General features: G+C 74.9%; 18 protein-coding genes. 10 read left to right on the forward strand and 8 right to left on the reverse strand.

Annotation, left to right across the window (positions count from 1 at the left end; genetic code table 11):
- Positions 1-15: 15 nt before the first annotated feature.
- A partial coding sequence (locus IFT72_RS10175; protein WP_192046384.1) for a BCCT family transporter occupies positions 16-1,872 on the forward strand: 1,857 nt, incomplete at its 3' end.
- 177 nt (positions 1,873-2,049) lie between these two features.
- Positions 2,050-2,277 carry a hypothetical protein gene (locus tag IFT72_RS10180; RefSeq protein ID WP_192046311.1) on the forward strand — a complete coding sequence of 76 codons (228 nt, stop codon included), beginning with the start codon at positions 2,050-2,052 and terminating at the stop codon, positions 2,275-2,277.
- Between the two features lie 646 nt (positions 2,278-2,923).
- On the opposite strand, the gene IFT72_RS10190 is transcribed toward IFT72_RS10180, so the two are convergent.
- Complete coding sequence (locus IFT72_RS10190) at positions 2,924-6,187, reverse strand: hypothetical protein (protein ID WP_192046313.1); 3,264 nt, start codon at positions 6,185-6,187, stop codon at positions 2,924-2,926.
- 234 nt (positions 6,188-6,421) lie between these two features.
- Here IFT72_RS10190 and IFT72_RS10195 point away from each other — a divergent pair, with 234 nt between their 5' ends.
- From IFT72_RS10195 to IFT72_RS10210, 4 genes are all read left to right on the forward strand, one after another.
- Complete coding sequence (locus IFT72_RS10195; RefSeq protein ID WP_192046314.1) at positions 6,422-6,820, forward strand: DUF1304 domain-containing protein; 399 nt, start codon at positions 6,422-6,424, stop codon at positions 6,818-6,820.
- Positions 6,821-6,850: 30 nt separating this feature from the next.
- Positions 6,851-7,726 carry a formyltetrahydrofolate deformylase gene (purU, locus tag IFT72_RS10200; protein ID WP_167260296.1) on the forward strand — a complete coding sequence of 292 codons (876 nt, stop codon included), beginning with the start codon at positions 6,851-6,853 and terminating at the stop codon, positions 7,724-7,726.
- Between the two features lie 104 nt (positions 7,727-7,830).
- Entirely contained in the window at positions 7,831-8,214 is a 384-nt protein-coding gene (locus IFT72_RS10205) for a DUF2568 domain-containing protein (RefSeq protein ID WP_056057190.1), read from the forward strand.
- 59 nt (positions 8,215-8,273) lie between these two features.
- On the forward strand, positions 8,274-9,554 hold the full coding sequence (locus tag IFT72_RS10210; RefSeq protein WP_244634324.1) for an N-acetylglucosamine-6-phosphate deacetylase: 1,281 nt from the start codon (positions 8,274-8,276) through the stop codon (positions 9,552-9,554).
- A gap of 874 nt (positions 9,555-10,428) precedes the next feature.
- Here IFT72_RS10210 and IFT72_RS16660 read toward each other — a convergent pair.
- The 3 genes from IFT72_RS16660 to IFT72_RS10225 all read right to left on the reverse strand — a co-directional run bounded on the left by IFT72_RS16660 (position 10,429) and on the right by IFT72_RS10225 (position 14,810).
- Positions 10,429-11,613 carry a M23 family metallopeptidase gene (locus IFT72_RS16660; RefSeq protein WP_192046315.1) on the reverse strand — a complete coding sequence of 395 codons (1,185 nt, stop codon included), beginning with the start codon at positions 11,611-11,613 and terminating at the stop codon, positions 10,429-10,431.
- 171 nt (positions 11,614-11,784) lie between these two features.
- Positions 11,785-13,581 carry an AMP-binding protein gene (locus IFT72_RS10220; protein WP_371741247.1) on the reverse strand — a complete coding sequence of 599 codons (1,797 nt, stop codon included), beginning with the start codon at positions 13,579-13,581 and terminating at the stop codon, positions 11,785-11,787.
- Positions 13,582-13,634: 53 nt separating this feature from the next.
- Complete coding sequence (locus tag IFT72_RS10225) at positions 13,635-14,810, reverse strand: alcohol dehydrogenase catalytic domain-containing protein (RefSeq protein WP_192046316.1); 1,176 nt, start codon at positions 14,808-14,810, stop codon at positions 13,635-13,637.
- An 89-nt stretch (positions 14,811-14,899) separates the two neighbouring features.
- On the opposite strand from IFT72_RS10225, the gene IFT72_RS10230 reads away from it, so the two are divergent.
- Positions 14,900-15,469, forward strand: coding sequence for a TetR family transcriptional regulator (locus IFT72_RS10230; RefSeq protein ID WP_056057194.1), 570 nt, complete (start codon positions 14,900-14,902; stop codon positions 15,467-15,469).
- Between the two features lie 230 nt (positions 15,470-15,699).
- Positions 15,700-16,677 carry an NAD-dependent epimerase/dehydratase family protein gene (locus IFT72_RS10235; RefSeq protein ID WP_056057196.1) on the forward strand — a complete coding sequence of 326 codons (978 nt, stop codon included), beginning with the start codon at positions 15,700-15,702 and terminating at the stop codon, positions 16,675-16,677.
- Between the two features lie 81 nt (positions 16,678-16,758).
- On the opposite strand, the gene IFT72_RS10240 is transcribed toward IFT72_RS10235, so the two are convergent.
- On the reverse strand, positions 16,759-17,379 hold the full coding sequence (locus IFT72_RS10240) for an NAD(P)-dependent oxidoreductase (protein ID WP_192046317.1): 621 nt from the start codon (positions 17,377-17,379) through the stop codon (positions 16,759-16,761).
- 174 nt (positions 17,380-17,553) lie between these two features.
- On the reverse strand, positions 17,554-18,087 hold the full coding sequence (locus tag IFT72_RS10245; RefSeq protein ID WP_192046318.1) for a GNAT family N-acetyltransferase: 534 nt from the start codon (positions 18,085-18,087) through the stop codon (positions 17,554-17,556).
- A 72-nt stretch (positions 18,088-18,159) separates the two neighbouring features.
- On the opposite strand from IFT72_RS10245, the gene IFT72_RS10250 reads away from it, so the two are divergent.
- A complete protein-coding gene (locus IFT72_RS10250; RefSeq protein WP_056057201.1) occupies positions 18,160-18,633 on the forward strand; it encodes an N-acetyltransferase in 474 nt (157 codons plus the stop codon).
- Positions 18,630-19,106: an MGMT family protein gene (locus IFT72_RS10260; RefSeq protein ID WP_371741248.1), complete on the forward strand. Its 477-nt coding sequence runs from the start codon at positions 18,630-18,632 to the stop codon at positions 19,104-19,106. Before IFT72_RS10250 ends, IFT72_RS10260 begins: the two co-directional genes overlap by 4 nt.
- 212 nt (positions 19,107-19,318) lie before the next feature.
- On the opposite strand, the gene IFT72_RS10265 is transcribed toward IFT72_RS10260, so the two are convergent.
- Complete coding sequence (locus IFT72_RS10265) at positions 19,319-21,139, reverse strand: ABC transporter ATP-binding protein (protein ID WP_056059081.1); 1,821 nt, start codon at positions 21,137-21,139, stop codon at positions 19,319-19,321.
- A gap of 83 nt (positions 21,140-21,222) precedes the next feature.
- Entirely contained in the window at positions 21,223-23,055 is a 1,833-nt protein-coding gene (locus IFT72_RS10270) for an ABC transporter ATP-binding protein (RefSeq protein ID WP_192046319.1), read from the reverse strand.
- Between the last annotated feature and the right edge of the window lie 154 nt (positions 23,056-23,209).

Genomic DNA, 23,209 nt, shown 5'->3' on the forward strand with positions numbered 1-23,209 from the left:
AGAGAATTGCTCCTCATGTCAGGAAACCAGCAGGCCCCCCGACCTACCGATCCGCCCGGCGACCACCGCCACGACCGCACCGCCGGAGGCGCGCGACGCCTCGTCCGCGACTTCACCGAGCCGCCGCCGAGCGGGGTGCACCCCGCCCTGATCCCGGGCCTCGGCGTCGAGCAGACCGGCCGCGTGTTCCGCACCGACCGCACCGTCTTCGGCGTCGCCATCCTCTTCGCGGTCGCCTTCCTGGCGTGGGGCGTCCTCGGCGGCGGGAGCCTCGCCTCCACCGCCTCGGCCGTCCTCGCCTGGGTGATCGAGTACACCGGCTGGTTCTTCACGTCGATCGCGACCGTGATCATGGTCTTCATGCTCTGGGTCGGGTTCGGCCGCTTCGGGCGCATCCGCCTCGGGCGTGACGACGAGGCACCCGAGTTCTCGATGTTCTCCTGGATCTCGATGCTCTTCGCCGCCGGCATGGGCATCGGCCTCGTGTTCTGGGGCGCGGCCGAGCCGCTGACCTTCTTCGAGACGCCTCCCCCCGGCACCGACGAGGCCGAGACGGTGGAGGCGATGCACACGGCCCTCACGCAGGTCCTGTACCACTGGGGCCCGCAGGCGTGGTCGTTCTACGCCCTCATCGGCGGCGCGATCGCCTACGGCGCCTACCGCCGCGGCCGTACCCCGCTGATCTCGTCGATCTTCGCGTCGCTGCTGGGCGAGGGCCGCACCCAGGGCCCCCTCGGCAAGACCATCGACATCTTCGCCATCATCGTGACGCTCTTCGGCACGGCGGCCTCGCTCGGCCTCGGCGCCCTGCAGATCGGCCACGGCGTCGAGCTGATCAGCGGCATCGGCCAGGCCGGCAACACGCTGCTGGTCGGCGTCATCACGGTGCTGACCATCGCCTTCATCATCTCCGCCGTGTCGGGGGTCTCGCGCGGCATCCAGGCCCTCTCGAACATCAACACGGTCGTGGCGCTCCTGCTGGCGCTCTTCGTGTTCTTCGTCGGCCCGTCGATGCTGATCCTCAACGTGATCCCCTCGGTCGCCGCCCAGTTCGTCGGCGACCTGCCGATGATGATCGGGCGCTCCGGCTCGCAGGGCGAGGAGGCCCAGGCCTTCCTGTCGAGCTGGACGATCTTCTACTGGGCGTGGTGGATCTCGTGGTCCCCCTTCGTCGGCATGTTCATCGCCAAGATCTCGCGCGGCCGCACGCTGCGCCAGTTCGTCTCCGTCGTCGTGGTCGTGCCGTCGATCGTGTCGTTCATCTGGTTCGCGATCTTCGGCGTCACCGCCATCGACCAGCGCATGAAGGACGCTCCGCTGCCCAGCAGCCCGCCCGAGGAGGTGCTGTTCGGCATGCTCGGCGGCCTCCCGCTGGCGGGCGTCACGACGGTCATCGCCGCGATCCTCGTCGCGATCTTCTTCGTCACCGGCGCCGACTCGGCGTCGCTCGTGATGGGCACGCTGTCGCAGCAGGGCCGCCCCGAGCCGTCGCGCTGGGTCACCGTGACCTGGGGCGTGCTCGTCGGCGCGATCGCCGCGGTGCTGCTCGTCGCCGGCGGGGAGGACGGCGCGGGGCTGAGCGCGCTGCAGAACGTGACGATCATCGCGGCGCTGCCGTTCGCCATCATCATGGCGTTCATCATGATCGCGTTCCTCAAGGACCTCCGCCGCGATCCGCTCATCCTCCGCGACCAGTACGCCGAGCGTGTCGTGCGCCACAGCGTGCGCAACGGCCTCGAGGAGTTCGGCGACGACTTCGCGCTGGTGCCCGCCGCGTACGACCACTCGAAGGACGACCTCGCCTGGGTCGAGCACGACGCCGACGAGGGGCTGAGCGCCTCCTACGCGGCGGTCGAGGCCGACGCGGCCGCCNGAGGGAGCCGTCCCCGGCAGCGGCGAGCAGCACCGCTCCTAGCCGCCCACCACCCCGAGGGCGCCCCGCACGACAGCCGTGCGGGGCGCCCTCCGTGCGCCCGGCGGCGCCGAGCGAGGTCGTGCCGACTCGACGGGGCCCCTTGCGGTCATCGGGGATGTCGCTAGCGTGTCGTGATGAACACCGCCACGGTCGTCGTCACCCTCATCGTCCTGGGCATCGTCGCGGCCACGGCTGTCGTCGTCGTCCGCGAGCGCCGGTCGCGCGCCCTCGCCGCGCGGCTCGACGCGGAGGAGCACGAGTCGGGCCTGCGCGCCCAGGCCGACGCCGAGCGACAGCAGGAGGGCCCGCGCGGCGAGGCCGGCGGCATGTCGTGGTCGGCCGGCGGGCACAACTCGGCCTGAGGGCGGGGGCGGCCGTCGGGCCCTGCCTCGACGATGTCCGCCCCCGCGAACTCGTCGCCTGATGTCGACAGTGGCCTAGCCTGACCGCATGTCGAAGAAGAACGAGGGGGCGGCCGCACTCGCCGTGCTGACCGTCGTCGGGGGCCTGCTCCTGACCGGCTGTGCGTCGGGGAACGCGGGGGCCGGGNCGTGCCAGGACGCGTCGGCCGCGACCCTGGCCGTCGTGAACACGTCGCTGCACGAGGCGTCCGTCGCGAACGGCACGGTCGAGTCCGTCCTGCCGTGGCTCAGCGCCCGACCCGACACCGACCTCGGCACGTGGACGCTGACCGGCCTCGTCGAGAACGCGCAGACCGCACAGGGCACGGAGGGCGGCTACTTCGTCGTCTTCGCGACCGGGTCGGACCCCACCTCACCGACGTTCGACGGTCAGGTCTCGGCGGTCGGCGGCGCCAGCGCCGCCGTGACGACGCTGCCTCCCCTCCAGCCGGCCTACGTCGGGCCGACCGACATGGACGACGTCCCGGCGGGCGCGCTCGCCTGCGGCACGCAGCGGTCGCGGGAGTCCTGACCGCGCGACCCCCACGACGAACGACGTGCCGCACACCCCGAGGGGCGTGCGGCACGTCGTGTCGGCGGCTGCGACCTAGCGCGGGTCGCGCACCGCCTCGTCGGCGGCGTCCTGCGTCGCCGTCAGGGGCTCGAGACCACGGCGCCGGGCGACGACCGCTGCCGAGCCGAGGCCGAGCAGGGCGAGCGCCAGCATCGCCAGGACTCCGGTCGCGACGCCGGGGCCGGTGTACGCGAGGTCGGAGGCACCGGCACCGGAGCCCGGGCGGGCCGTGATCGGCGTGGCACCGGAGGCCGCGGGCACGACCGGCACCGCGCCTCCTGCACCCGCACCCGCACCGGGCGCACCCGGGGCCGGCGCACCGGGCGTGCCCGGGTCGACCGGAGCCGGGTCGACGGGCGTCGGCACGACGGCCTCGGCACCCACGCGGTAGCTCGCCGTCGCGGTCAGGCCGGAGCCCGCCCCGAGCGCGCTCACCGTGCGGACCCCGTCGGGGGCGTCGGCCGCGATCGTGCTGACCAGCGCGAAGGAGCCGGCCGAGTCGGCGATCACGGTCTCGACGAGGGGCTCGCCCTCGTCGACCACCGCGACGGTCGGCGCACCGGGGGCCGTGGCGGCCTCGGGGGCGATCGTCACCGCGACGGCCTCGCCGACCCGGAAGCCCGAGCCCGAGATCGTCAGCGACTGGCCCTGCTGCACGACGTCGTCCGACACCGTGAGGGTGCCGGCCTCGGCCTGCGCCTCGGCGCACGCGTCGCCCTGCACCCCGACGGCCGGGGCCATCGGCAGCACCGTCGCGGGCACGGTCGCCGTCGGCACCGTCACCACCGCGTCGTCCTCACGCACCGTCACCCAGCCGAAGCTGTCGCCGATGGTCGAGCCCTCCTGCGTGTTCGAGATCGTCGCGCGGAACCGCGTCGTCGCCGTCGGGCTCGAGAGGTCGTCGCCCGTCGTCGGCACCGTGACCACCTTGCAGGTCTCGCCGGGGGCGAAGGTCAGGGGCCGCATCGCGACGTCGACCTTGCCGCTCGGCGTGCCGATCGCGCTGAACCACGCGGTGGTCGGAGCGTCGGAGGCGCGGCTGAGCAGCACCGGGACGTCCACCGACCCGAGGCCGTCGCCCTCCTCGATCGCCACGTCGGGCACCGAGACGAACGGACGGGTCGAGATCGCGGCCGTGCCGACGCTCGGCGCCGCGAGGAACGACAGGTCGCTGAGCAGCGCGCCGCCGGCGACGCGGGGAGCCGTGAAGCGCACCTCGCGCACGTCGGCCAGGTCGACGCCGGTGAACGACGCGACCGGGATCTCCAGCTGCTGCAGCAGCAGCTTGCGGAGCGGCGCCTTCGTGCCGGGCAGCACCTGCAGGGCGTCGCCGAACTCCGAGGCGGGCAGGCTCGCCGAGCCGCCCTTCCCGTCGACGAGCGTGACGACCAGGTCGGTGCGGGCCGCGACGGTCTCGTCGGGGCTCACACGGAACGACAGCCGCTCGTAGCCGGAGACGTCGGTCGAGCCGCCGGGCATCGGGACGCGCAGCTCGGCCGGGGCGGCGGTCGCCGACGCGGGCTCGGTCCAGGTGAACCGCAGCGACGGCGTGGTCGGCACCGACGGCGCGAAGTTCGCCGGGGTGAAGTCGGGCACCTGGGCCGACAGCAGCGAGGTGGCGCAGTAGGGCTGCGTGCCGGGCACCGGGCGACCGGCGAGGCTGGCGCACCAGGCGTACGTGCCGGCGCCGGCCACGCGCACGGCGGGGTCGGGCACGGCGAACGTCTGCACGTCGAGGCGGGTCGAGGCGGGCTGCGAGGCGGTGACGCGCACGTCGGCGCGGCCGGCCGAGGCGGGCACCTCGTCGGAGCCGTCGAACATCGGCAGGAACTGCTGCTCGCCGCCCATGGTCAGGCGGAAGAAGCCCGTGAGGTACGCGGTGCCGACGTCGTACTGCTCGTCGTCGGCGAGGCGGGCGGGCGCCGTGCCGTAGCCGCAGTCGGGGTCGACCTGCTGGCGGTCCTGCGCGGCCCAGTCGTCGCTGGCCGAGTAGGCGTACTTGCTCGGCGTCCACGTCGTGTTGTAGAAGTTGTGGTTCGTGCCCATCACGAGCACCGACGAGCGCAGCACGTCGTCGCCGTAGGCGAGGCGCGAGTCGTCGAAGAAGTGCTGGCCCTGCAGGTTCGACACGTCGCCGTCGCAGTACGGCAGCACGACGGCCATCGGCACGTCGGGCAGCGTCATGCGGCCGAAGTCGGTCGGCGCGAGCGGCAGCACGGCCTCGATGCCGAAGGGCTCGGGCAGCTCGGCGTTCAGCAGCGCGGCGCGCACGGCGCCGTCACCGCCGCGCGAGTGGCCCATCAGCCCGACGTGGTCGAGGTCGAGGCGCCCCGCGAGGGCGGGGCTGAGGCCGACGGCCGTACCGGAGTTCGCCTGCTCGAGCAGCGCGAGGTGGTCGAGGATCAGCTGGGCACGGGCCACCGCGCCGTTGTCGTCGGAGAGCGTGCCGTCGAGGGCGTTGATCGCGTTGGCCGAGATCGAGACGACGGCGTAGCCCTGGCTGGCGAGCACGTCGGCCGAGTCCTGGTACCCCAGGTAGCTCTCGACGTCGACCTGGTCGGGGCTGCAGGGCCAGGCGAGCGGGTTGCGGGTGCCGCCCGAGCACGAGGTGTGGCGCCCGTGCAGGAACATCACGACCGGACGCTCGCCGGTCGCCCCGACGGGCATCGTGACCGACGCGCGCATCTCGCCGAGCCGCCCGAAGCCGCGGATCTCCTCCGCCTCGTCGCCGAGGTCGTAGTCGAGCCGCTCGGTGCCGTAGGCACCGAGCGTCGCGGGGTCGGCCGCGAGCAGGCGCTGCGCGTCGGCGACGCCGTCGTCGGGCACGGCGTCGGTGGTGGGCGTCGGCGCGGCCTGGCGCCGCTGGGCCTGGCCGCCGGGGGCGCGGGCCGGGTCGCCCTCGCCCGTCCAGCCCGCCTGCACCGAGGAGGCGGTGGCCGCGACGGGCAGGGTGGTCACGACGGTGAGGGTGAGACCGTCGAGGCTCTCGGTCGCGACGCCGAGCTCGACGCCGTCGGCCCACAGGGTCGGGGCGGCGCTGCGCTGCTCGACGGGGGCGTCGAGGGTCTTGGTGACGACGTACCCGCCGGCGGCGGGCGTGACCGACCAGTCCGAGCCCTGGGCGAGGGTCGTGACCGTGGGAGGCGCGGCGGAGGCCGGGGCCCCGAACGCGAGCGTGCCGGCGGCGACGCAGAGGGTGGTGGCGACGGCGACGCGTCGCCAGAGGCGGTCGAGCGGACGCGACGGGGCGCGACCGGCGGAGGGCCTGGGGGCAGGCCGAGGGGCAGACGAGGGCACGGGTCTCCTGGGTGAGGGGGCGATGACGGACGGTCGTCCGCCCCCGGGCTCCGTCGGCGGCGTGCTCTCCGACGCCCCGGCTCTGGGCGGATCCAGGGGAACCATAGAGCCGTTCCACAGGCCCCCAGGTCGTTTCGTATACGTTCTTCACACAGCCGAAACGGGGCCGTAACACCGGGTGCCAGAAGGCGAACGGAGCCCCGCCCACGAGGGAGGGGCCCTAGAGTCGGCCCCATGCTCATCGCCCTGATCGCCGGCGCCCTCGCCGCGCTGCTGCACGTCTACATCTTCGTCATGGAGTCCGTGCTGTGGACGACCCCGCGGGTCCGGGCCACGTTCGGCATCTCGAGCGACGCCCAGGCCGAGCACACGAAGCCGCTCGCCTACAACCAGGGCTTCTACAACCTCTTCCTCGCGATCGTCACCGTGGTCGGCGTCGTGCTGATCGCCTCCGACGACTCGGCGGGCGCCTCCCCCGCGGGCGTGGCCCTGCTCGTCGCGGGCACCGGCTCGATGCTCGCCGCCGCCCTCGTGCTCGTGCTGAGCGACCGCACGAAAGCCCGCGCGGCGACGCTGCAGGGCGTGTTCCCGCTGGTAGCGCTCGTGGCGCTGCTGATCGCCACGGTCGCGTAGCACGCCCGCCGCCCGCACTACCCTGGGCTGGTGACCGACCCGACCAGCGACTCCCCCACCACCACGCACTGGACCTTGACGCTGGTCTGCGAAGACCAGCCCGGCATCGTGCACGCCGTCAGCGGGGCCGTGGTGGAGGCGGGGGGCAACATCACGGAGTCGGCCCAGTTCTCGAGCCACGACACCGGCACCTTCTTCATGCGCCTGCAGGTCGAGGCCCCCGGCGAGCGTGCCGCCTTCGAGGCGCAGCTCGCCCCGGTCGTCGAGCGCTACGGCATGCAGCACGCCCTCGACGTGGTCGGGCGCCCGACGCGCACCCTGGTGCTCGCGAGCAAGGCCGCGCACTGCGTCAACGACCTGCTCTTCCGGCAGCGCGCCGGGCAGCTGCCGATCGAGGTGCCGCTCATCCTCGCCAACCACGACGACCTGTCGGGCCTCGCCGAGTTCTACGGCAAGCGCTTCGAGCACCACCCGGTCACCGACGCGGAGTCGAAGGCCGCCTTCGAGGCCCGCGTGCTGCAGGTCGTCGACCGATACGACATCGAGCTCGTCGTGCTCGCCCGCTACATGCAGATCCTCAGCCCCGAGCTCTGCGCGGCGCTCGAGGGGCGGGCGATCAACATCCACCACTCGTTCCTGCCCGGGTTCAAGGGCGCGAACCCGTACCGCCAGGCCCACGCCCGCGGGGTCAAGCTGATCGGCGCGACGGCCCACTTCGTCACGAGCGACCTCGACGAGGGCCCGATCATCGAGCAGAACGTCGTGCGCGTCGACCACACCCGCAGCGCCCCCGAGCTGATGGCGATCGGCCAGGACGAGGAGAGCCGCACGCTCACCCAGGCGGTGCGCTGGTTCGCGGAGGACCGCGTGCTGCTCGACGGGGCCCGCACGATCGTCTTCCGCTAGGAGCGGCGGGGGTCGGGCGCCGGGGCGGGGGCGGCGCCGACGCTCGGGCCGTCCCGCCCGCGGTGCCGGGGCGGGCGCCGAGCCGCCGGACGTACGCTGGCCCGGTGACACCGACCTCCTCCGCGCCTCCCCCCGGCCCCTCGCGCACCGGGCCCGTCACGCCGCTCGGCGTGCTGCGCGTCGCGACGATGGCCTTCGGCCTGCTGAGCCTCGCGGCGTGGGGCTACCTGGCGTGGCCGTTCCCGTGGCCGGCGGTGCTGGCCATGGTCGCCGCGCCGCTGTTCGCCGTCGCCGTGTGGCTGCTGTTCCGGTCGCCCCGCTCGGTGGTGCGGACCGACCGGGTCGGCAAGACCCTGGTCGAGACGGCCGTCGTCGGCGCGGTCGTCGTCGTCTGGGTGCAGCTCGGCTACCCCGTGGTCGCGGTCGTCGTCGCGGTCGTCGCGCTCGTGACCGGCGTGCTGGTCGCGAGGCGGGAGGGCGGCTCCTGACCGTCCTGTTCCGCGGAGCCCACGCGGTCGACGCCTCGGGCGAGCGGCCCGGCACGTGGTTGCTCGTCGACGGCGACCGCATCGTCGCGACCGGTCGTGAGGGCGACCTCGACGTCGACGTCACGGTCGACACGGAGCCCCGGGCCTCGGCGCCCGGTCAGCCTGCGGGAGGCGCGGTGCCGGTCGCCGACGCCACCGTCGACCTCGCGGGGGCCCGCCTGACGCCGGGGATGATCGACCTGCACTCCCACGGGGCCGGAGGCGCTTCCTGGGACGACGACCTCGCCGACGTCGAGGGCGGCCTGGCCGTGCACCGCGCGCACGGCACCACGCGCTCCGTCCTGAGCCTGGTCACGGCGCCGCTGCCGCGCCTCCGGCGGTCGCTGGAGCGGGTCGCCGCGCTGCGGGAGCGCGACCCGCTCGTGCTCGGGGCGCACCTCGAGGGGCCGTTCCTCGCCCCGGGGAGACGGGGCGCCCACGACCCACGGCACCTGGTCGCGCCCTCGCCGGAGGCGGTCGACGCCCTGCTCGCCGCCGCGCCCGGCGTGCTGCGGCAGGTGACCGTCGCACCCGAGCTGCCGGGCGGCCTCGAGGCGATCGAGCGGATCGTGTCGGCGGGCGTCGTGGTCGCCGTGGGCCACACGGAGGCCGACCACGCGCTGACGGCCGCGGCGTTCGAGCGCGGGGCGACGGTGCTCACGCACGCCCTCAACGCGATGCCCGGGCTGCACCACCGGGAGCCCGGGCCCGTCGGTGCGGCCGTCGGCGACGAGCGCGTGACGCTGGAGCTCGTGCTCGACGGGCGCCACGTGCACCCGCGGGTGGCGGCGCTGCTCTTCGCCGCCGCGCCCGGCAGGGTCGCGCTCGTGACCGACGCCATGGCCGCGGCGGGTGCGGGCGACGGTGAGCACCTGCTGGGAGGGCTCGCCGTCACCGTGACGGACGGGCGCGCCGTGCTGGCGGGCACCGACACGCTGGCCGGGTCGACCCTCACGCAGGACGCGGCCCTGCGCGTCGCCCTCGGGCCCGCGGGGCAGTCGCCGGTCGCGGCCGTGACGGCGCTGACGCTGACGCCGGCGAGGGCGCTCGGCCTCGCCGCGGCGCCTGCCGGATCGGCCGGTGCGGGAGCGGGCACGGGGGCGGGGTTGGGGGCGGAGGCGGGGGCGGTGGCACCTGCACCCGCGGTCGCCGCGGCGCCTGCCGCGGGGGCAGCCCCTCTCGGGCTGTTGGCGCCCGGCCACGCCGCCGACCTGGTCGTCTGGACCGACGACTGGCACGTCGCCCGGGTCTGGGCCGCCGGGGTCGAGCTCGTCGTCGGCCGCGCCCCCGGGGGCCCGTGACGGCGTCTCGGCGCAGCGGGCCGTGCCGCCGGGGGTGCGTGAGCGCATCCCGACGCCGTCAGACCGGCTGATGCCCGTCGGGCTGGCGGTCGCCCGGCGGGGCGGCGGTGGCCCGGCGGGGCGGCGGTCGCCCGGCGGGGCGGAAGCGACGGTCCAGGACGCTCGATCCACTCCGGAGTGGAGCAGCCGCCCGCCCGGTCCGCCCGCCTAGATCCGCTCCTCCACTCCAGAGTGGAACGGCGAACCGCCCGCGCCCCCGCCGCTCCGGCACTCTCACTGCACGACCGCTGTTCCACTCCAGAGTGGAGCAACCGCCCGCCCGGTCCACCCGCCTAGATCCGCTCCTCCACTCCAGAGTGGAACGGCGAACCGCCCGCGCCCCCGCCGCGCCGGCACTCGCACTGCACGACCGCTGTTCCACTCCAGAGTGGAACAGCGATCCGCCCGGTCCGCCCGCCTAGATCCGCTCCTCCACTCCAGAGTGGAAGAGGGATGCCAGGGGGTCGCTCCGGCGCGGGACGCAGCCGTGGCGACGGGGACGCACCACGTTCTCGCACGGGAACCACGCCGCGGCGTGGTTCGGAGGCGAAGACGTGGTGCGTCGTCGCCGGGCTGGTGCGACGGGACGCGGGCCGAGAGGGAGACGAGGTTCCCGCGCGGAGCGTGCGGTGACGCACCCTGTCCTCGCAGGCGAACCCCGCCGCGGCGGGGTTCGGGTGCGAAGACGGGGTGCCTCTCCGGGCCCGGCCCGGCCCGGCGCAGCCCGGCCCGAGCTGGCCCGGCCCGGCCCGGCCCGGCCCGGCCCAGCCCGGCCCGGCCCGGCCCGGCCCGGCCCGGCCCCAGAGCGTGCGGCCCGACCGGGCCCGGGCCAGCCCTAGAGCGTGCGGCCCGCGTTCGCGTCGAGCCAGGCCTTCGGGTCGACCTGCGTCGAGCCCCCGACGAGCACCTCGAAGTGCAGGTGCTCACCCGTGGCGACTCCGGTGCGGCCGACGGCTCCGACGAGCTCGCCGACCCCCACCGACTGGCCGGTGACGAGCGGGCTGGAGCCGAGGCGCATGTGCGCGTACAGCGTGCTGATCTTCTGCCCGTCGATCACGTGGTCGATGACGACGTACTGGCCGAACTGCGCGTGCAGCCCCGAGACACGCACGACCCCGTCGGCGACGGCCCCGATCGGCGTCCCGCCGCCGGGCGTCATGTCGAGCCCCATGTGCATGCTCGAGCAGGCCGCGCACGGCGCCGCCCGCGGGCCGAAGCCCGAGCTCAGCACGACGCTGCCGGGGAACGGCCAACGGATGTCTCCGGTGCCGCTGTTCACGACGGTCCCGGCGCCGGACGCCGCACCGCGCGGTGCCGCACCGGACGAACTGCGCGCCGACGACCCGCCCTGCGTCGCGGTCGACGACTCGGCGGCCACCTCGACGGGCGGCGGCGGCGGGGGCGGAGGCGGCGGGTCGGTGACGCCGAAGCCGTCTCGGTCGTCGACGGTCAGCACGACGAGCGAGGCCGCGAGGGTCTGGCCGGGCAGCGGCGCCGTGGCCGACGTCTGCACGCCCGAGCCGCCGAGCTCGGTCGCCGTCGCCGGCGTGACGTTGGAGGAGAAGAACAGGGTGACGGCGACCAACGCGAGAGCGGGCACGGCGGCGTCGCGGACGCTCCGCAGCGCGCTCCGCACCGAGCGAGCCGAGCGAGCCGGGCGACCCGAGCGAGCGGAGGCGGGGGTAGCGCTCGTGGCGCCAGCGACCTGCGAGGCCGCCACCGACCGCAGCGACGCCGGCTGCCGGAGGCGCGGTGCCGGTCGACCCGACCCCTCGCCCCGGGGCACCGAGACGGGGTGGCGCGTGGTCACCGTGCGCCGTGCGGCGGCCGGCAGGACCACGGGCCCCGCCGCGGGCGGCTCGACGGGCTGGACGACCGAGGGCACGACGGGCTCGAGACCGGACTCCGACGCAGCGAGAGCGGGAGCGACCACCCCGGCGGCGGCCGCCTCGGCGGCACGTTCGAGGGCCCTGGCCTCACGCCGCGTGAGCGGCACGGGCGACGATGCGGGGTCGGTCACGAGAGGCCTCTCACCGGGCTCGCGCTGCTGATCACGGTTCTCCTCGTCGACGGACCTTCCGACCTTAGTCACCATCCTGCCCGCTGACCAGCAGCTCAGGCCGATCCGACGGGACCGCCGACGCCCCCAGAGCGGGCGACGAACGGACGACGAGCGAGCGAGGGCCGCGCCTCAGCGCACCCGCAGCCCCGGGAAGTCCTCGTCGCGCCACTCGCCGTCGAGGCGCTCGCCCGACCGGGCCGCCGCCTCCTCGCGCTCCCGCAGCTCGACCCGGCGGATCTTGCCCGAGATCGTCTTCGGCAGCTCGTCGGTGAACTCGACGCGGCGCACGCGCTCGTAGGCGGGCAGGCCGATGCGGGCGTGGGCGAGCACGGCGCGCGCCGTCTCGGCGGTGGGCTCCCAGCCCGCGGCGAGCGTGACGTACGCCTTCACGACGGCGAGGCGCACGGGGTCGGGGGCGGGCACGACGGCCGACTCCGCGACGGCCGGGTGCTCGATCAGGACGCTCTCGACCTCGAACGGCGACACCTTGTAGTCGGAGGCCTTGAAGACGTCGTCGGTGCGGCCGACGAAGGTGATCATGCCGTCGGCGTCACGGGTGGCGACGTCGCCGGTGTGGAAGAGGCCGTCGCGGGTCGCGGCCGCCGTGCGGGCCTCGTCGCCGAGGTAGCCCGTCATGAGGTTCACGGGGCGCACCCGCAGGTCGAGGCAGATCTCGCCCTCGTCGCCCTGCTCGCCGGTGACCGGGTCGACCAGCACGACGTCGACGCCGGGCAGCGGGCGGCCCATCGACCCGGCGACGACGCGGCCGCCGGGCGGGTTGGCGATGATCGCCGTCGTCTCGGTCTGGCCGTAGCCGTCGCGGATGTCGAGCCCCCACGCCTGCTGCACGCGGTCGATGACCTCCGGGTTGAGGGGCTCGCCGGCCGACAGCGCCTCGCGCAGCGCGACCGGCGCCTCCCCCAGCGACGACTGGATCAGCATGCGCCAGACCGTCGGCGGCGCGCAGAACGAGGTCACGCGGGCCCGGTCGAGCTGCTCGCGCAGCGCCGACGCCGAGAACCGCGCCTGGTTGTGCACGAAGACGGTGGCCTCGGCGATCCACGGGGCGAAGAAGCAGCTCCAGGCGTGCTTGCCCCAGCCGGGCGACGAGATCGTCAGGTGCACGTCGCCGGGGCGCAGGCCCAGCCAGTAGGTCGTGCTGAGGTGCCCCACGGGGTACGACGCATGGGTGTGCACGACCATCTTCGGCTTGCTCGTCGTGCCCGAGGTGAAGTAGACGAGGCAGGGGTCGTCGGTCGCCGTCGCGACCTCCGGGCGGGCCGGGGAGGCGCGGTGCGAGTCCTCGAAGGAGGCCCACCCCTCGAGCTCCCCGCCCACCACGATGCGGCCGACGCCGGGGTCGACCCCGTCGAACTTGGCCGCGTCGGCGACGTTGACGAGCACGTGCCGCACGTCGCCGCGCACGACGCGGTCCTCGACGTCGTGGTCGGCGAGCACCACCGACGTGGGCAGGATGACCGCACCGACCTTCATGACCGCGAGCATCGCCTCCCACAGCTCCACCTGGTTGCCGAGCATCAGCAGCACGTGGTCGCCGGGCCGCACGCCGCGCTCGACGAACCAGCTCGCGACCTGGTCGGAGCGGCGGCGCATCTCGTCGAAGCTGACCGTCGTCTCGCGGCCGTCCTCCTCGACGATCCAGAGCGCGGTGCGGTCGTTGCCCTCGGCGACCACGTCGAACCAGTCGACGGCCCAGTTGAAGCGGTCGCCGACGTCGGGCCAGCGGAAGGAGTCGCGGGCCGCGTCGTGGTCACCGGCGGCGGCCGCCGAGGCGAGCGAGTCGCGCGCCGCGCGGAACGCGTCGGTCGCGGCCGGGTCGCGCGGGGCGGCACGCGGCGTGGGGGCAGGGCTGGGGGTCGAGCTCGGGTCCGCGATCGCGGTCGGGTCTGCATCGTCGAGGGGCACGCCACCATGATGCTCGCTCGCCCATGCCGACGACGGAATGAGCCGCCCGCCGCTCAGAGCGTGACGACGAGCTTCGTCGCCGACACCCCCTCGCCGAGCCGGTCGAGCGCCGCTTGCACGTGCTCGAGCCCGTGCCCCACGACCTCGGCCCGGGGCGCCGGCACGAACCGGCCCTCGGCGAGCGCCGCGGGCAGGTAGCCGGCCCAGAGCATCGGGCCGACCTCGTCGTGCATGAGCGAGCTGCCCCAGACGAAGGTCGCCCGCACCCCGCGGAGGCGGCTGCGCACCATCACCGCGGCGGTGCGGCTGCCGAGCGCGACGACGGTGCGCACGAGGCCGAGGCTCAGGCCGGGTCGCCGGGGCACGCCGCCGAACGAGACCGAGGGGCTCGCCATGCTGACCCGGGGCGCGCCGGTGCGGGCGGCGATCGTCACGCACGGGCCGGCCGACCCCGTGCCGATCGCGAGCACGCCCGCCACCCGGCGACCGTGCAGGGCGGCCACGACGTCGACGACGACGCCGGCGTCGCGGTAGTCGAAGAGCCGCGAGGCGCCGAGGGCGCGCAGGCGCTCGTGGTTCGCGGGCGAGGCCGTCGCGACGACGTCGTAGCCCGCGGCGACGGCGAGCTGGATCGCCGCGCTGCCGACGCTGGTCGTGCCGCCCCAGACGACGACGACCTCCCGGGCGCCCCCGGTCGGGGCGGGCCCGGCGCCGACGGGGTGCCGGAGCCCGAGCTGGCCGCCCTGGAAGAGCGCGCTGGCGGCGGTGCTGACCGCCAGCGGCAGGACCACCGCCTCCTCGAACGCCGTGCCCTCGGGCACGGGGGCGGCGAGCGCCTCGCGCACGAGCACGAGCTGCTGGAAGCCGCCGCCGGGGGCGTGCTCCTCGCCCTTCTCGACGCCCACGGCGAGCGCCACGACCCGGTCGCCGACGGCGAACCGGGTGACGGCCGAGCCGACCGCGACCACGTCGCCCGCGACGTCCTCTCCGAGCACGGCGGGGGCGGGCAGCCAGCGGTACATGAGGTCGCCGGTCGTCTGCTTGACCACGTCGACCGGGTTCACGGCGACGGCGCGGGCCCGCACGAGCAGCTCGTGCGGGCCGGGCGCGGTGACCGGGGCGGGGCGCACCGTGAGGTCGGCGAAGGGCGCGTCGAGCCAGGCGGCGACGTTGGTGAGCCCCGCGAGGTCGGGGCCGGAGGCGCGGGCGGGGGTGGTGGCGTCGGTCACGGTGTCCTCCTGGACGTCGGCGAGGTGATGTCACCTCGTGTCGTCACTGTACACACGATGTCACTCCGTGTCATCACTAGGATGGGCGCATGAGCAGATGGCAGCCCGACGCCCGCGGGCGACTGGAGCAGGCCGCGCTCGAGCTCTTCCGCGACCGGGGCTTCGCCGAGACGACCGTGCCCGAGATCGCCGCGCGGGCGGGCCTGACCCCGCGCACCTTCTTCCGTCACTTCGCCGACAAGCGCGAGGTGCTGTTCGCCCGCCAGTCGGAGGTGCCCGCCCTCGCGCGGCGGATGATCGCCGAGGCGCCCGCGTCGCACTCGCCGATGCGGATCATCGCCGAGAACCTCGACGCCGTCGCCGCCGCGCAGTTCCCCGACGGGGTCGAGGCGGTGCTCGCCCGCAAGGTCGTCATCGACGGCGACGAGGGCCTGCGCGAGCGCGAGCTGCACAAGATGTCGGCCCTCGGCGACGCGCTGCGCGAGGGCTTCGCCGAGCGCGGGGTCGACCCGCTCACGGCCGCGCTGACCGCCCAGGTGACGATGACGGTGTTCGGCGTCGCGATCGGCCGCTGGCTCGCGGGCGGCGACGACGACGCGCTGCCCGGGCTGCTGCACGACACGCTCGAGTCGCTGCGCGGGCTGCTCGCCGACGGCTAGCGGCCCGTCCGTCACGGGCGGTTCCGTCACGGGCGGCTCCGACACCGGAAGCTCCGTCACGGGCGGCTCCGTCACGGGCGGCTCCGTCACCGGAAGCTCCGTCACGGGCCGGCACCGCGCCTCCGCCCGGCTGCCTCGTCACTCGACCCGCGACTCCCCCGGGTCCCGCGCCGCGCCGCGCCACGCCGGGCGGGCGCGCCGCCGCCCCGCCGCGGGTGCACAGTGGAGCGATGACGCAGAAGACCCTCCTCGTGATCGGCGGCACCGGTCAGATCAGCGCCTCGTGCGTCCGGCTGGCCGTGCGCGACGGCTGGGCCGTGACGGTCGTGAACCGCGGCAGCACCTCGATCCGCGCGCTGCCCGCCGAGGTCGAGCACCTGACCGCCGACGTCCGCGACGAGGAGTCGCTGGCCGGCGCCCTGCGAGGCCGCCGGTTCGACAGCGTGGCCGACTTCCTGACCTTCACCCCCGAGCAGCTCGCGACGATGCTGCGCGTCGTGGCCGCCAGCACGGGGCAGTACGTCTTCGTCGGCTCGGCGTCGACCTACCAGAAGCCGCCCGCCGTGCTGCCGATCACGGAGGCGACGCCCCTTTTCAACCCGTGGTCGCAGTACGCCCGCGACAAGATCGCCTGCGAGCGCCTGCTGCGCGACGAGCACCTCGCCGGGCGGGTGCGCGCGACGGTCGTGCGCCCCTCGCACACCTACGACGAGACGCACGTGCCGCTGCTGGGCGGCTGGACGGTCATCGACCGGATGCGCCGCGGCGAGCCCGTCGTGCTGCACGGCGACGGCACCTCGATGTGGGCGATGACGCACTCCGACGACTTCGCGCCCGCGTTCGTCGGGCTGCTCGGCCGCGACGAGGCGCTCGGCGAGGCCTACAACATCATGGGCCCCGAGCTGCTGACGTGGAACGGCATCGTCCGCTGCCTGGCCGACGCGGCCGGCGGGTCGCTGCAGCTGGTGCACCGCACCACCCACGACCTCGTCGAGCTCGCCCCGGAGTGGGACGCCGACCTGCGCGGCGACCGCAGCCACCCGGCCCTGTTCGACACGACGAAGATCCGCGCTCTGGTGCCCGACTGGGAGCCCCGGGTGCCGTTCGCCGAGGGTGCCCGCCAGATCGTGGCGTGGCACGACGCCGACGCGTCGCGCCGCGTCGTCGACCCCGCGGTCGACGCGCTGTACGACCGGCTCAGCGCGTAGCTCGCGGCCGGACGGGACGGGCCGGGGGCTCGTCCTCCCCGGGCCGACGTCCCTGGGCCGGCGCCCCCGGCGTGCGTCGGCCTAGGCGCCGGTGACCACGGCCGTCCGGCGTACCCAGGCGTCGTCGCCGAGCTGGGCGAGCATGAAGCGGGCGACGTCGCCGCGGCTGATCGAGCCCGACGCCCCCTCGGGCAGACGCTCCCCCACCGCGACCTCGCCGGTGGCGGGACCGTCGAGCAGGCGCGTCGGGTAGACGAGCGTCCAGTCGAGGTCGCTGGCGCGCACCTCGGCGTCGGCGACCTCCTTGGCCTCGTAGACCTTGCCGAGCACGGTGTGGAAGAACATCTTCTGGAGGGCGTTGGCGTCGCGCTCGGAGTCGCCGACGCCGAAGGCCGAGCAGACGACCAGGCGCCGGACCCCCGCCGCGGTCATCGCGGGCAGCAGCGCCCGCCCCACCTCGACCTCGACCGGGTGCCGCACCTGGCGCGATCCCACGGCGTTGACCACCGCCTCCTGCCCGGTGACCGCGGCGGCCACGTCGGAGGCCGACGTCGCGTCGCCGACCACCACGCGCACGCCGTCGTCGACGTCGAGCTGCGACGCGTCGCGCACCAGCACCGTGACCTCGTGGCCGGCCGACAGCGCGAGGCGCAGCACGTGCGACCCCACTCCGCCGGTGGCGCCCAGCAGCAAGACCTTCATGGTGCCTCCTCGTCGACGGCGGTCGGGCCCGCACGTCTCGCTCGTGTCGCCACAGCGAACACCGTCGGGCCAGGAGCGGGCCGAGAGGCCGCTGCACGGTCGCCGACGGGCGCCGGGTAGGCGGGGCGGCGGGGCGGGCGGGGCGGGCGGGGGCCAGCGGGCCGGTGCGCCGGGTCAGCCCTCGAGCAGGTACGTCCGCACCGGCAGCCCGAGCAGCGGGTGCTCGTGCAGCTCGCCGTGGGGCCGCCAGCCGTGGGCCTCGTAGAGCCGCACCGCCGGAGCGTTGCTCGGCATGACGTGCAGCGAGAGGCGGGCGTGCCCGGCCGCGCGGGCGTCGGCCGCGACCGCGTCGAGCAGCGCGCCGCCGAGGCCGCGGCGCGCGTGGCCCGGAGCGACGCCGAGCATCGACAGGTACGCCGCGTCGGTCGGGTCGGTCGGGTAGCCCGAGCCGGGCGCGGTGACCAGGGCGAAGCCGAGGAGTCGCGCCGACGGCGAGCCCGCCGCCCCCGCGCTCGGGGCGGTCGGGTCGTGCACCCCGCGGCCGGCGACCCACGGGGCGGCGAACTTGGCGGCCGCCCGCTCCGCGGTGCCCCGCGCCGGCTCCGCCCCGTCACGCTCGCGCAGCGCCGCGAGCCAGACCTCGACGCAGGCGGCGGCGTCGCCGGGCTCGAGGGGGACGGTGGGGACGGGCTCGGTCACGGCAGGCACGCTCCCATGCTGCCAGGGCAACCCCCTCCGCCACGGCTGGTGCGTTGCCGGGACCGCCACTAGCCTGGGCCCATGACCGGCCTGCGCCTCGAAGAACTGTCCGCCTCCACCGTCGTGGCGGCCAACAACCTGACGCTCAAGCCCGGTCAGGAACAGTACGTCGCCCCCGTCTCGCACTCGATCGCCGAGGCCTACGTCAACCCGACGACGGCCTGGCCGCGCGTCGTGGTCGACGACGACGAGGTGGTCGGCTTCATCATGGGCAACTTCGACGCCGAGAGCGACGACGACACCCTCCGCAGCTGCATCTGGCGCATGAACGTCGCCGCCGACCAGCAGGGCCAGGGCATCGGCCGGTTCGCCGTGCACGCCCTCGCCGACGAGGCCCGGCTCCGCGGCTTCGACCGCCTCACCGTGGTCTACGAGCCCGGCGACGACGGCCCGGAGGAGTTCTTCCGGCACATCGGCTTCGAGGTCGTCGGCGAGACCCCCTACGGCGAGCACGTCGCCGCGCTGACGATCGCCCCCTCGCCCCACGCGGAGTGACCGCGGCGGCGGCGGCGTCGGGCGACGAGCTGTCCGGCGGCGAGCCGTCGGGCGGGGCGCCGTCGGGCGGGGCGCCGTCGGGCGGGGTGCCGTCGGGTGGTGCGCCGTCGGGCGGTGAGCCGTCGGCAGGTGCGCCCGTCGGCGATCTGACGGGCGCGCCGTCGGCCGGCGACGACTTCGCCTCGCGGGTGGTCAGCGTGGTCGAGGCGATCCCGCCGGGCCGCGCGATGACGTACGGCGGCGTCGCCGCGGCCGTCGGGTCGCGCTCCTCCCGCGGGGTCGGCCAGGTCATGGCCCACGCGGGGTCGGAGCTGCCGTGGTGGCGGGTCGTGCGCGCCTCGGGCCTGGCGCCGCAGGGGCACGAGCAGCGCGCCCTGGAGCAGTACCGGGTGGAGGGCACACCGCTGCGCTGGGCGCGGACGGGCACCTTCCGGGTCGACCTGACCCGCGCCTCCTGGTGGCCCGACGACTGACCGCCCCTCCGGGCGGCCCCGCCCTGGCCCTGTGCCTGCCCCCGTGCCCGGCTACCCGACTGCCCGGCCGCCCCTCCCGGGGGAATCGGAGAGGGATCCGGTCGCCGGGACCCGGCAGAGCCTGGCTCTGGGGGCCCAGCGGTCGGATCACTCTCAAATTCGGAAGGGGTGCGGGCCTGGCCCGGCGCGAGGGGATCGCCGGCGCGATCGGCTCAGACCAGCGAGTCGCGCCAGGCGGCGTGCAGCTGGGCGAACCGGCCCGTGCCGGCGATGAGGTCGGCGGGCGTGCCGTCCTCGACGACGCGGCCGTGCTCCATGACGAGCACCCGGTCGGCGATCGCGACCGTCGACAGTCGGTGCGCGATGATCACCGCGGTTCGGTCGGCGAGCAGCGTCTGCAGCGCCTCCTGCACCATCCGCTCGGAGGGGATGTCGAGCGACGCGGTCGCCTCGTCGAGGATGAGCACCGCCGGGTCGGCGATGAACGCCCGCGCGAACGAGAGCAGCTGCCGCTGGCCGGCCGACACCCGCCCGCCGCGCTTCGCGACGTCGGTGTCGTAGCCGTCGGGCAGCGCCATGACGAACTCGTGGGCGCCCACGGCCCGGGCGGCCCGCTCGATCTCCTGGCGCGTCGCGTCGGGCTTGCCGAGGGCGATGTTGTCGGCGACGCTGCCCGAGAAGAGGTACGCCTCCTGCGTCACCATGACGATGGCCCGGCGGAGGTCCTTCGGGTGCAGGTCGCGCAGGTCGACGTCGTCGAGCGTCACCGCACCGCGGGTGGGGTCGTAGAACCGCGACATCAGCTTCGCGAGGGTCGACTTGCCCGCACCGGTCGAGCCGACGAGCGCGATGGTCTGGCCCGCGGGCACGTGCAGGTCGAACTGCGGCAGCACGACGGCGTCGGCCGAGTAGGCGAACTCGACGTCGTCGAAGTCGACCGCGCCCCTCGCGTGCCGCAGATCGACCGGGCGCACGGGGTCGGGCACGCTCGGCTGCTCCTCGAGCACGCCGGAGATCTTCTCGAGCGCGGCAGAGGCCGACTGGTAGCTGTTGTAGAACATCGCCATCTCCTCCGCCGGGTCGAAGAAGCGCTTGGCGTAGAGGGCCACGGCGAGCAGCGCGCCGATCTCGAGCGTGCCGCCGATCACGCGGAAGCCGCCGAACAGCACCACGGCCGCGAGGGTCGCGTTGCCGATCAGCACGAGACCGGGGTCGAAGGTGCCGAAGAGGGTGAACACCTTCGAGTTCGCGCCGCGGTTGCCCTCGACCTCGCCGGCGTACTCGACCTCGTTGCGCGCCTCCTTGCGGAAGGCCTGCACGGCCCGCATGCCGGTCATCGTCTCGACGAAGTGCACGATCACCCGGGCGCTCGTGACGCGCGTCGCGCGGAAGAGGCGCTGCGAGCGCACCTGGAACCACCGCGTCAGCGCGACCAGCGGCACGAGCGCGACGGCGAGCACGAGCCCGCTCGGGGCGTCGAGGCTGACGAGCGCGATCGCGGTGAAGACCATGTAGAGCAGGCCCTGCACGAGCTGGTTGATGCCCGAGTCGAGCAGCTCGCGGATGGAGTCGAGGTCGCTGGTCTGCCGCGAGATGATGCGGCCCGACGTGTACGTCTCGTGGAACTCCAGGCTGAGCCGCTGGGTGTGGAGGAAGAGCCGCTTGCGCAGGTCGAAGAGGATCGCCTGGCTGATGCGCGCCGACAGCACGGTGTACTGCGCCATCAGCACCGCGCCGACGACGCCGGTGGCGAGGTAGACGCCGACGACGAGCAGCGCCGGCGCCCAGTCCTGCTCGCTCATCAGGGCGGGCAGGGCACGGTCGATGCCGGCCGCGATCAGCGCCGGCCCGGCCACCTGGCACGCCGTACTGACCACGACGACGAGCGCCATGACGACGAGGCGCCAGCGGAGCGGCCGCACCAGCGACCCGAGGAGGCGCAGCGAGCGCCCCCGGAGCCGCTTGCTCTCGGCCGCGGTGAAGTCGTCCCTCTCCTCGCCGCGGACCCCCTCGGTCGAGGAGCCCTGCCCGATCCGCTTCTGCGCGGGCGTGCGGCCGTCGAGCTCGGCGTGCTCGGCGGGGGCGTCGGGGCGGTCGCCCGGGAGTGCCTGGTCGCTCACGCGAGCACCTCTTCTCGGCTGGGGACGTCGCCGTCGTCGAGCGACGAGATGACGTAGCGGTAGTGCTCGTTCGTGGCGAGCAGGTCGGAGTGGGTGCCGACCGCCGTGACGACGCCGTTCTCGAGCAGCGCGACGCGGTCGGCGAGGGTGACGGTCGACGGGCGGTGGGCGACGATCAGCGACGTGGTCGACGCGAGCACGCGACGGAGCCCCGCCTCGACCCGGGCCTCGGTGTCGACGTCGAGCGCCGACAGCGGGTCGTCGAGCACGAGCACCGCGGGCCGTGCCGCGATCGCTCGCGCCAGGGCGAGCCGCTGCCGCTGGCCGCCCGAGAGGCTGAGCCCCTCCTCGCCGACGCGCGTGTCGACTCCGTCCGGCAGCTCGTCGACGAACTGCGCCTGCGCGATGTCGAGAGCCTCGCGCAGCACCCGCTCGGACTCGACGGGGTCGTCGACCAGGTCGGGGCGGCCGAGCAGCACGTTCTCGCGCACCGAGGCGCTGAACAGCGTCGCGTCCTCGAAGGCCATGCCGATGTGGCGGCGCAGCTCGGCCCGGGTGAGGTGGCGCACGTCGACGCCGTCGAGCAGCACGCGGCCGCCGGTGACGTCGTAGAGGCGCGGCACGAGGGCGAGCAGGGTGGTCTTGCCCGAGCCGGTCAGGCCGACCAGGGCCATCGTCTCGCCGGGCTCGACGACGAGGTCGACGCCGTTGACGAGGTCGTCGAACTGCGCCGGGCTGTCCTGGTAGCGGAAGTGCGCGCCCTCGAACTCGAGCCGGCCCAGCGGCTCGGCGATCGTCTCGGGGTGCTCGGGGTCCGTGACCGTGTTGACGCTGTCCATCACCTCGAAGAAGCGGTCGACCGCGGTCCGGGTGTCGAAGGTCATCGACAGCAGGAACCCGATCGACTCCACCGGCCAGCGCAGCACGGTCGCCGTGGCGAAGAACGCGAAGAGCTGGCCGACCGTCAGCTGGCCGTCGGCGGCGAGCCAGATGCCGCCGAGCAGGCAGAGCGCGAAGGCGACGTCGGGCACGAGCAGCAGCCACAGCCAGAGCTGCGAGATGGCCTTCGCCTTCTCGATCTCGGTGCCGCGCAGGTCGTCGGCGCGCTTCGCGAACTCGCGCAGCGAGTGCTTCCCCCGCCCGAACGCCTTGAGCACGCGGATGCCGTGCACGCTCTCCTCCACGCTCGTGGCGAGGTCGCCGACCTGGTCCTGGCTGCGACGGGCCACGACCGAGTAGCGGTTCTCGAACGCGAGGCTGACGACGAAGACCGGGATCGACGCGACGACGAAGATCAGCGCGAGCACCCAGCTGTAGAAGAAGAGCACGACGAAGCCGACGACGATCGTCAGCAGGTTGACGACGAGCAGCACGACGCCGAAGGCAAGCCAGCGACGGATGAGCGACAGGTCGCTGACCGACCGGCTGAGCAGCTGCCCGCTCTGCCAGCGGTCGTGGAAGGCCACCGGCAGGTCTTGCAGCTTGGCGTACAGCGCGTTGCGCATGGTGGCCTCGACGTGGGTGCTCGGGGTGAGCACGAGGCGGCGGCGTGCGGCGATCATGCCCGCCTCGACGACGCCGAGCACCAGCACGACGGCGAAGGCCGGCCACACCTGCGCGGTGTCGCCGCTCGAGAGCGGACCGTCGACGAGCAGCTGCAGCACGGCGGGGATGACCAGGGCGACGACGGCGGCCAGCAGCGCGGCGACCATGCCGAGCACGATGCGCGGCAGGGCGGGCGCGACGTAGGGGCGGAGGCGCGCGAGCGACCGGACGGTCGAGGGGCGACCCGGCTCGGAGCGCGCGGGGGCGGAGGGCTGGCGTGACATGGGTGGTCCAAGTGTCGTGATCGGAGCGCGACGCCGGGTCGCGGCGTCGCGGAGCGTGGAGCGGAGGGCCGCCGGGGCTCCTGGGGAGGAGCGGGGCGGGCGGCCGCCGGAGGTGCCGGTCGGCGCGGTGGAGGAGGGACGGAGGCGACGGTCG

This window comes from Frigoribacterium sp. CFBP 8754, assembly GCF_014841815.1.
Taxonomy (GTDB): Bacteria; Actinomycetota; Actinomycetes; order Actinomycetales; family Microbacteriaceae; genus Frigoribacterium; species Frigoribacterium endophyticum.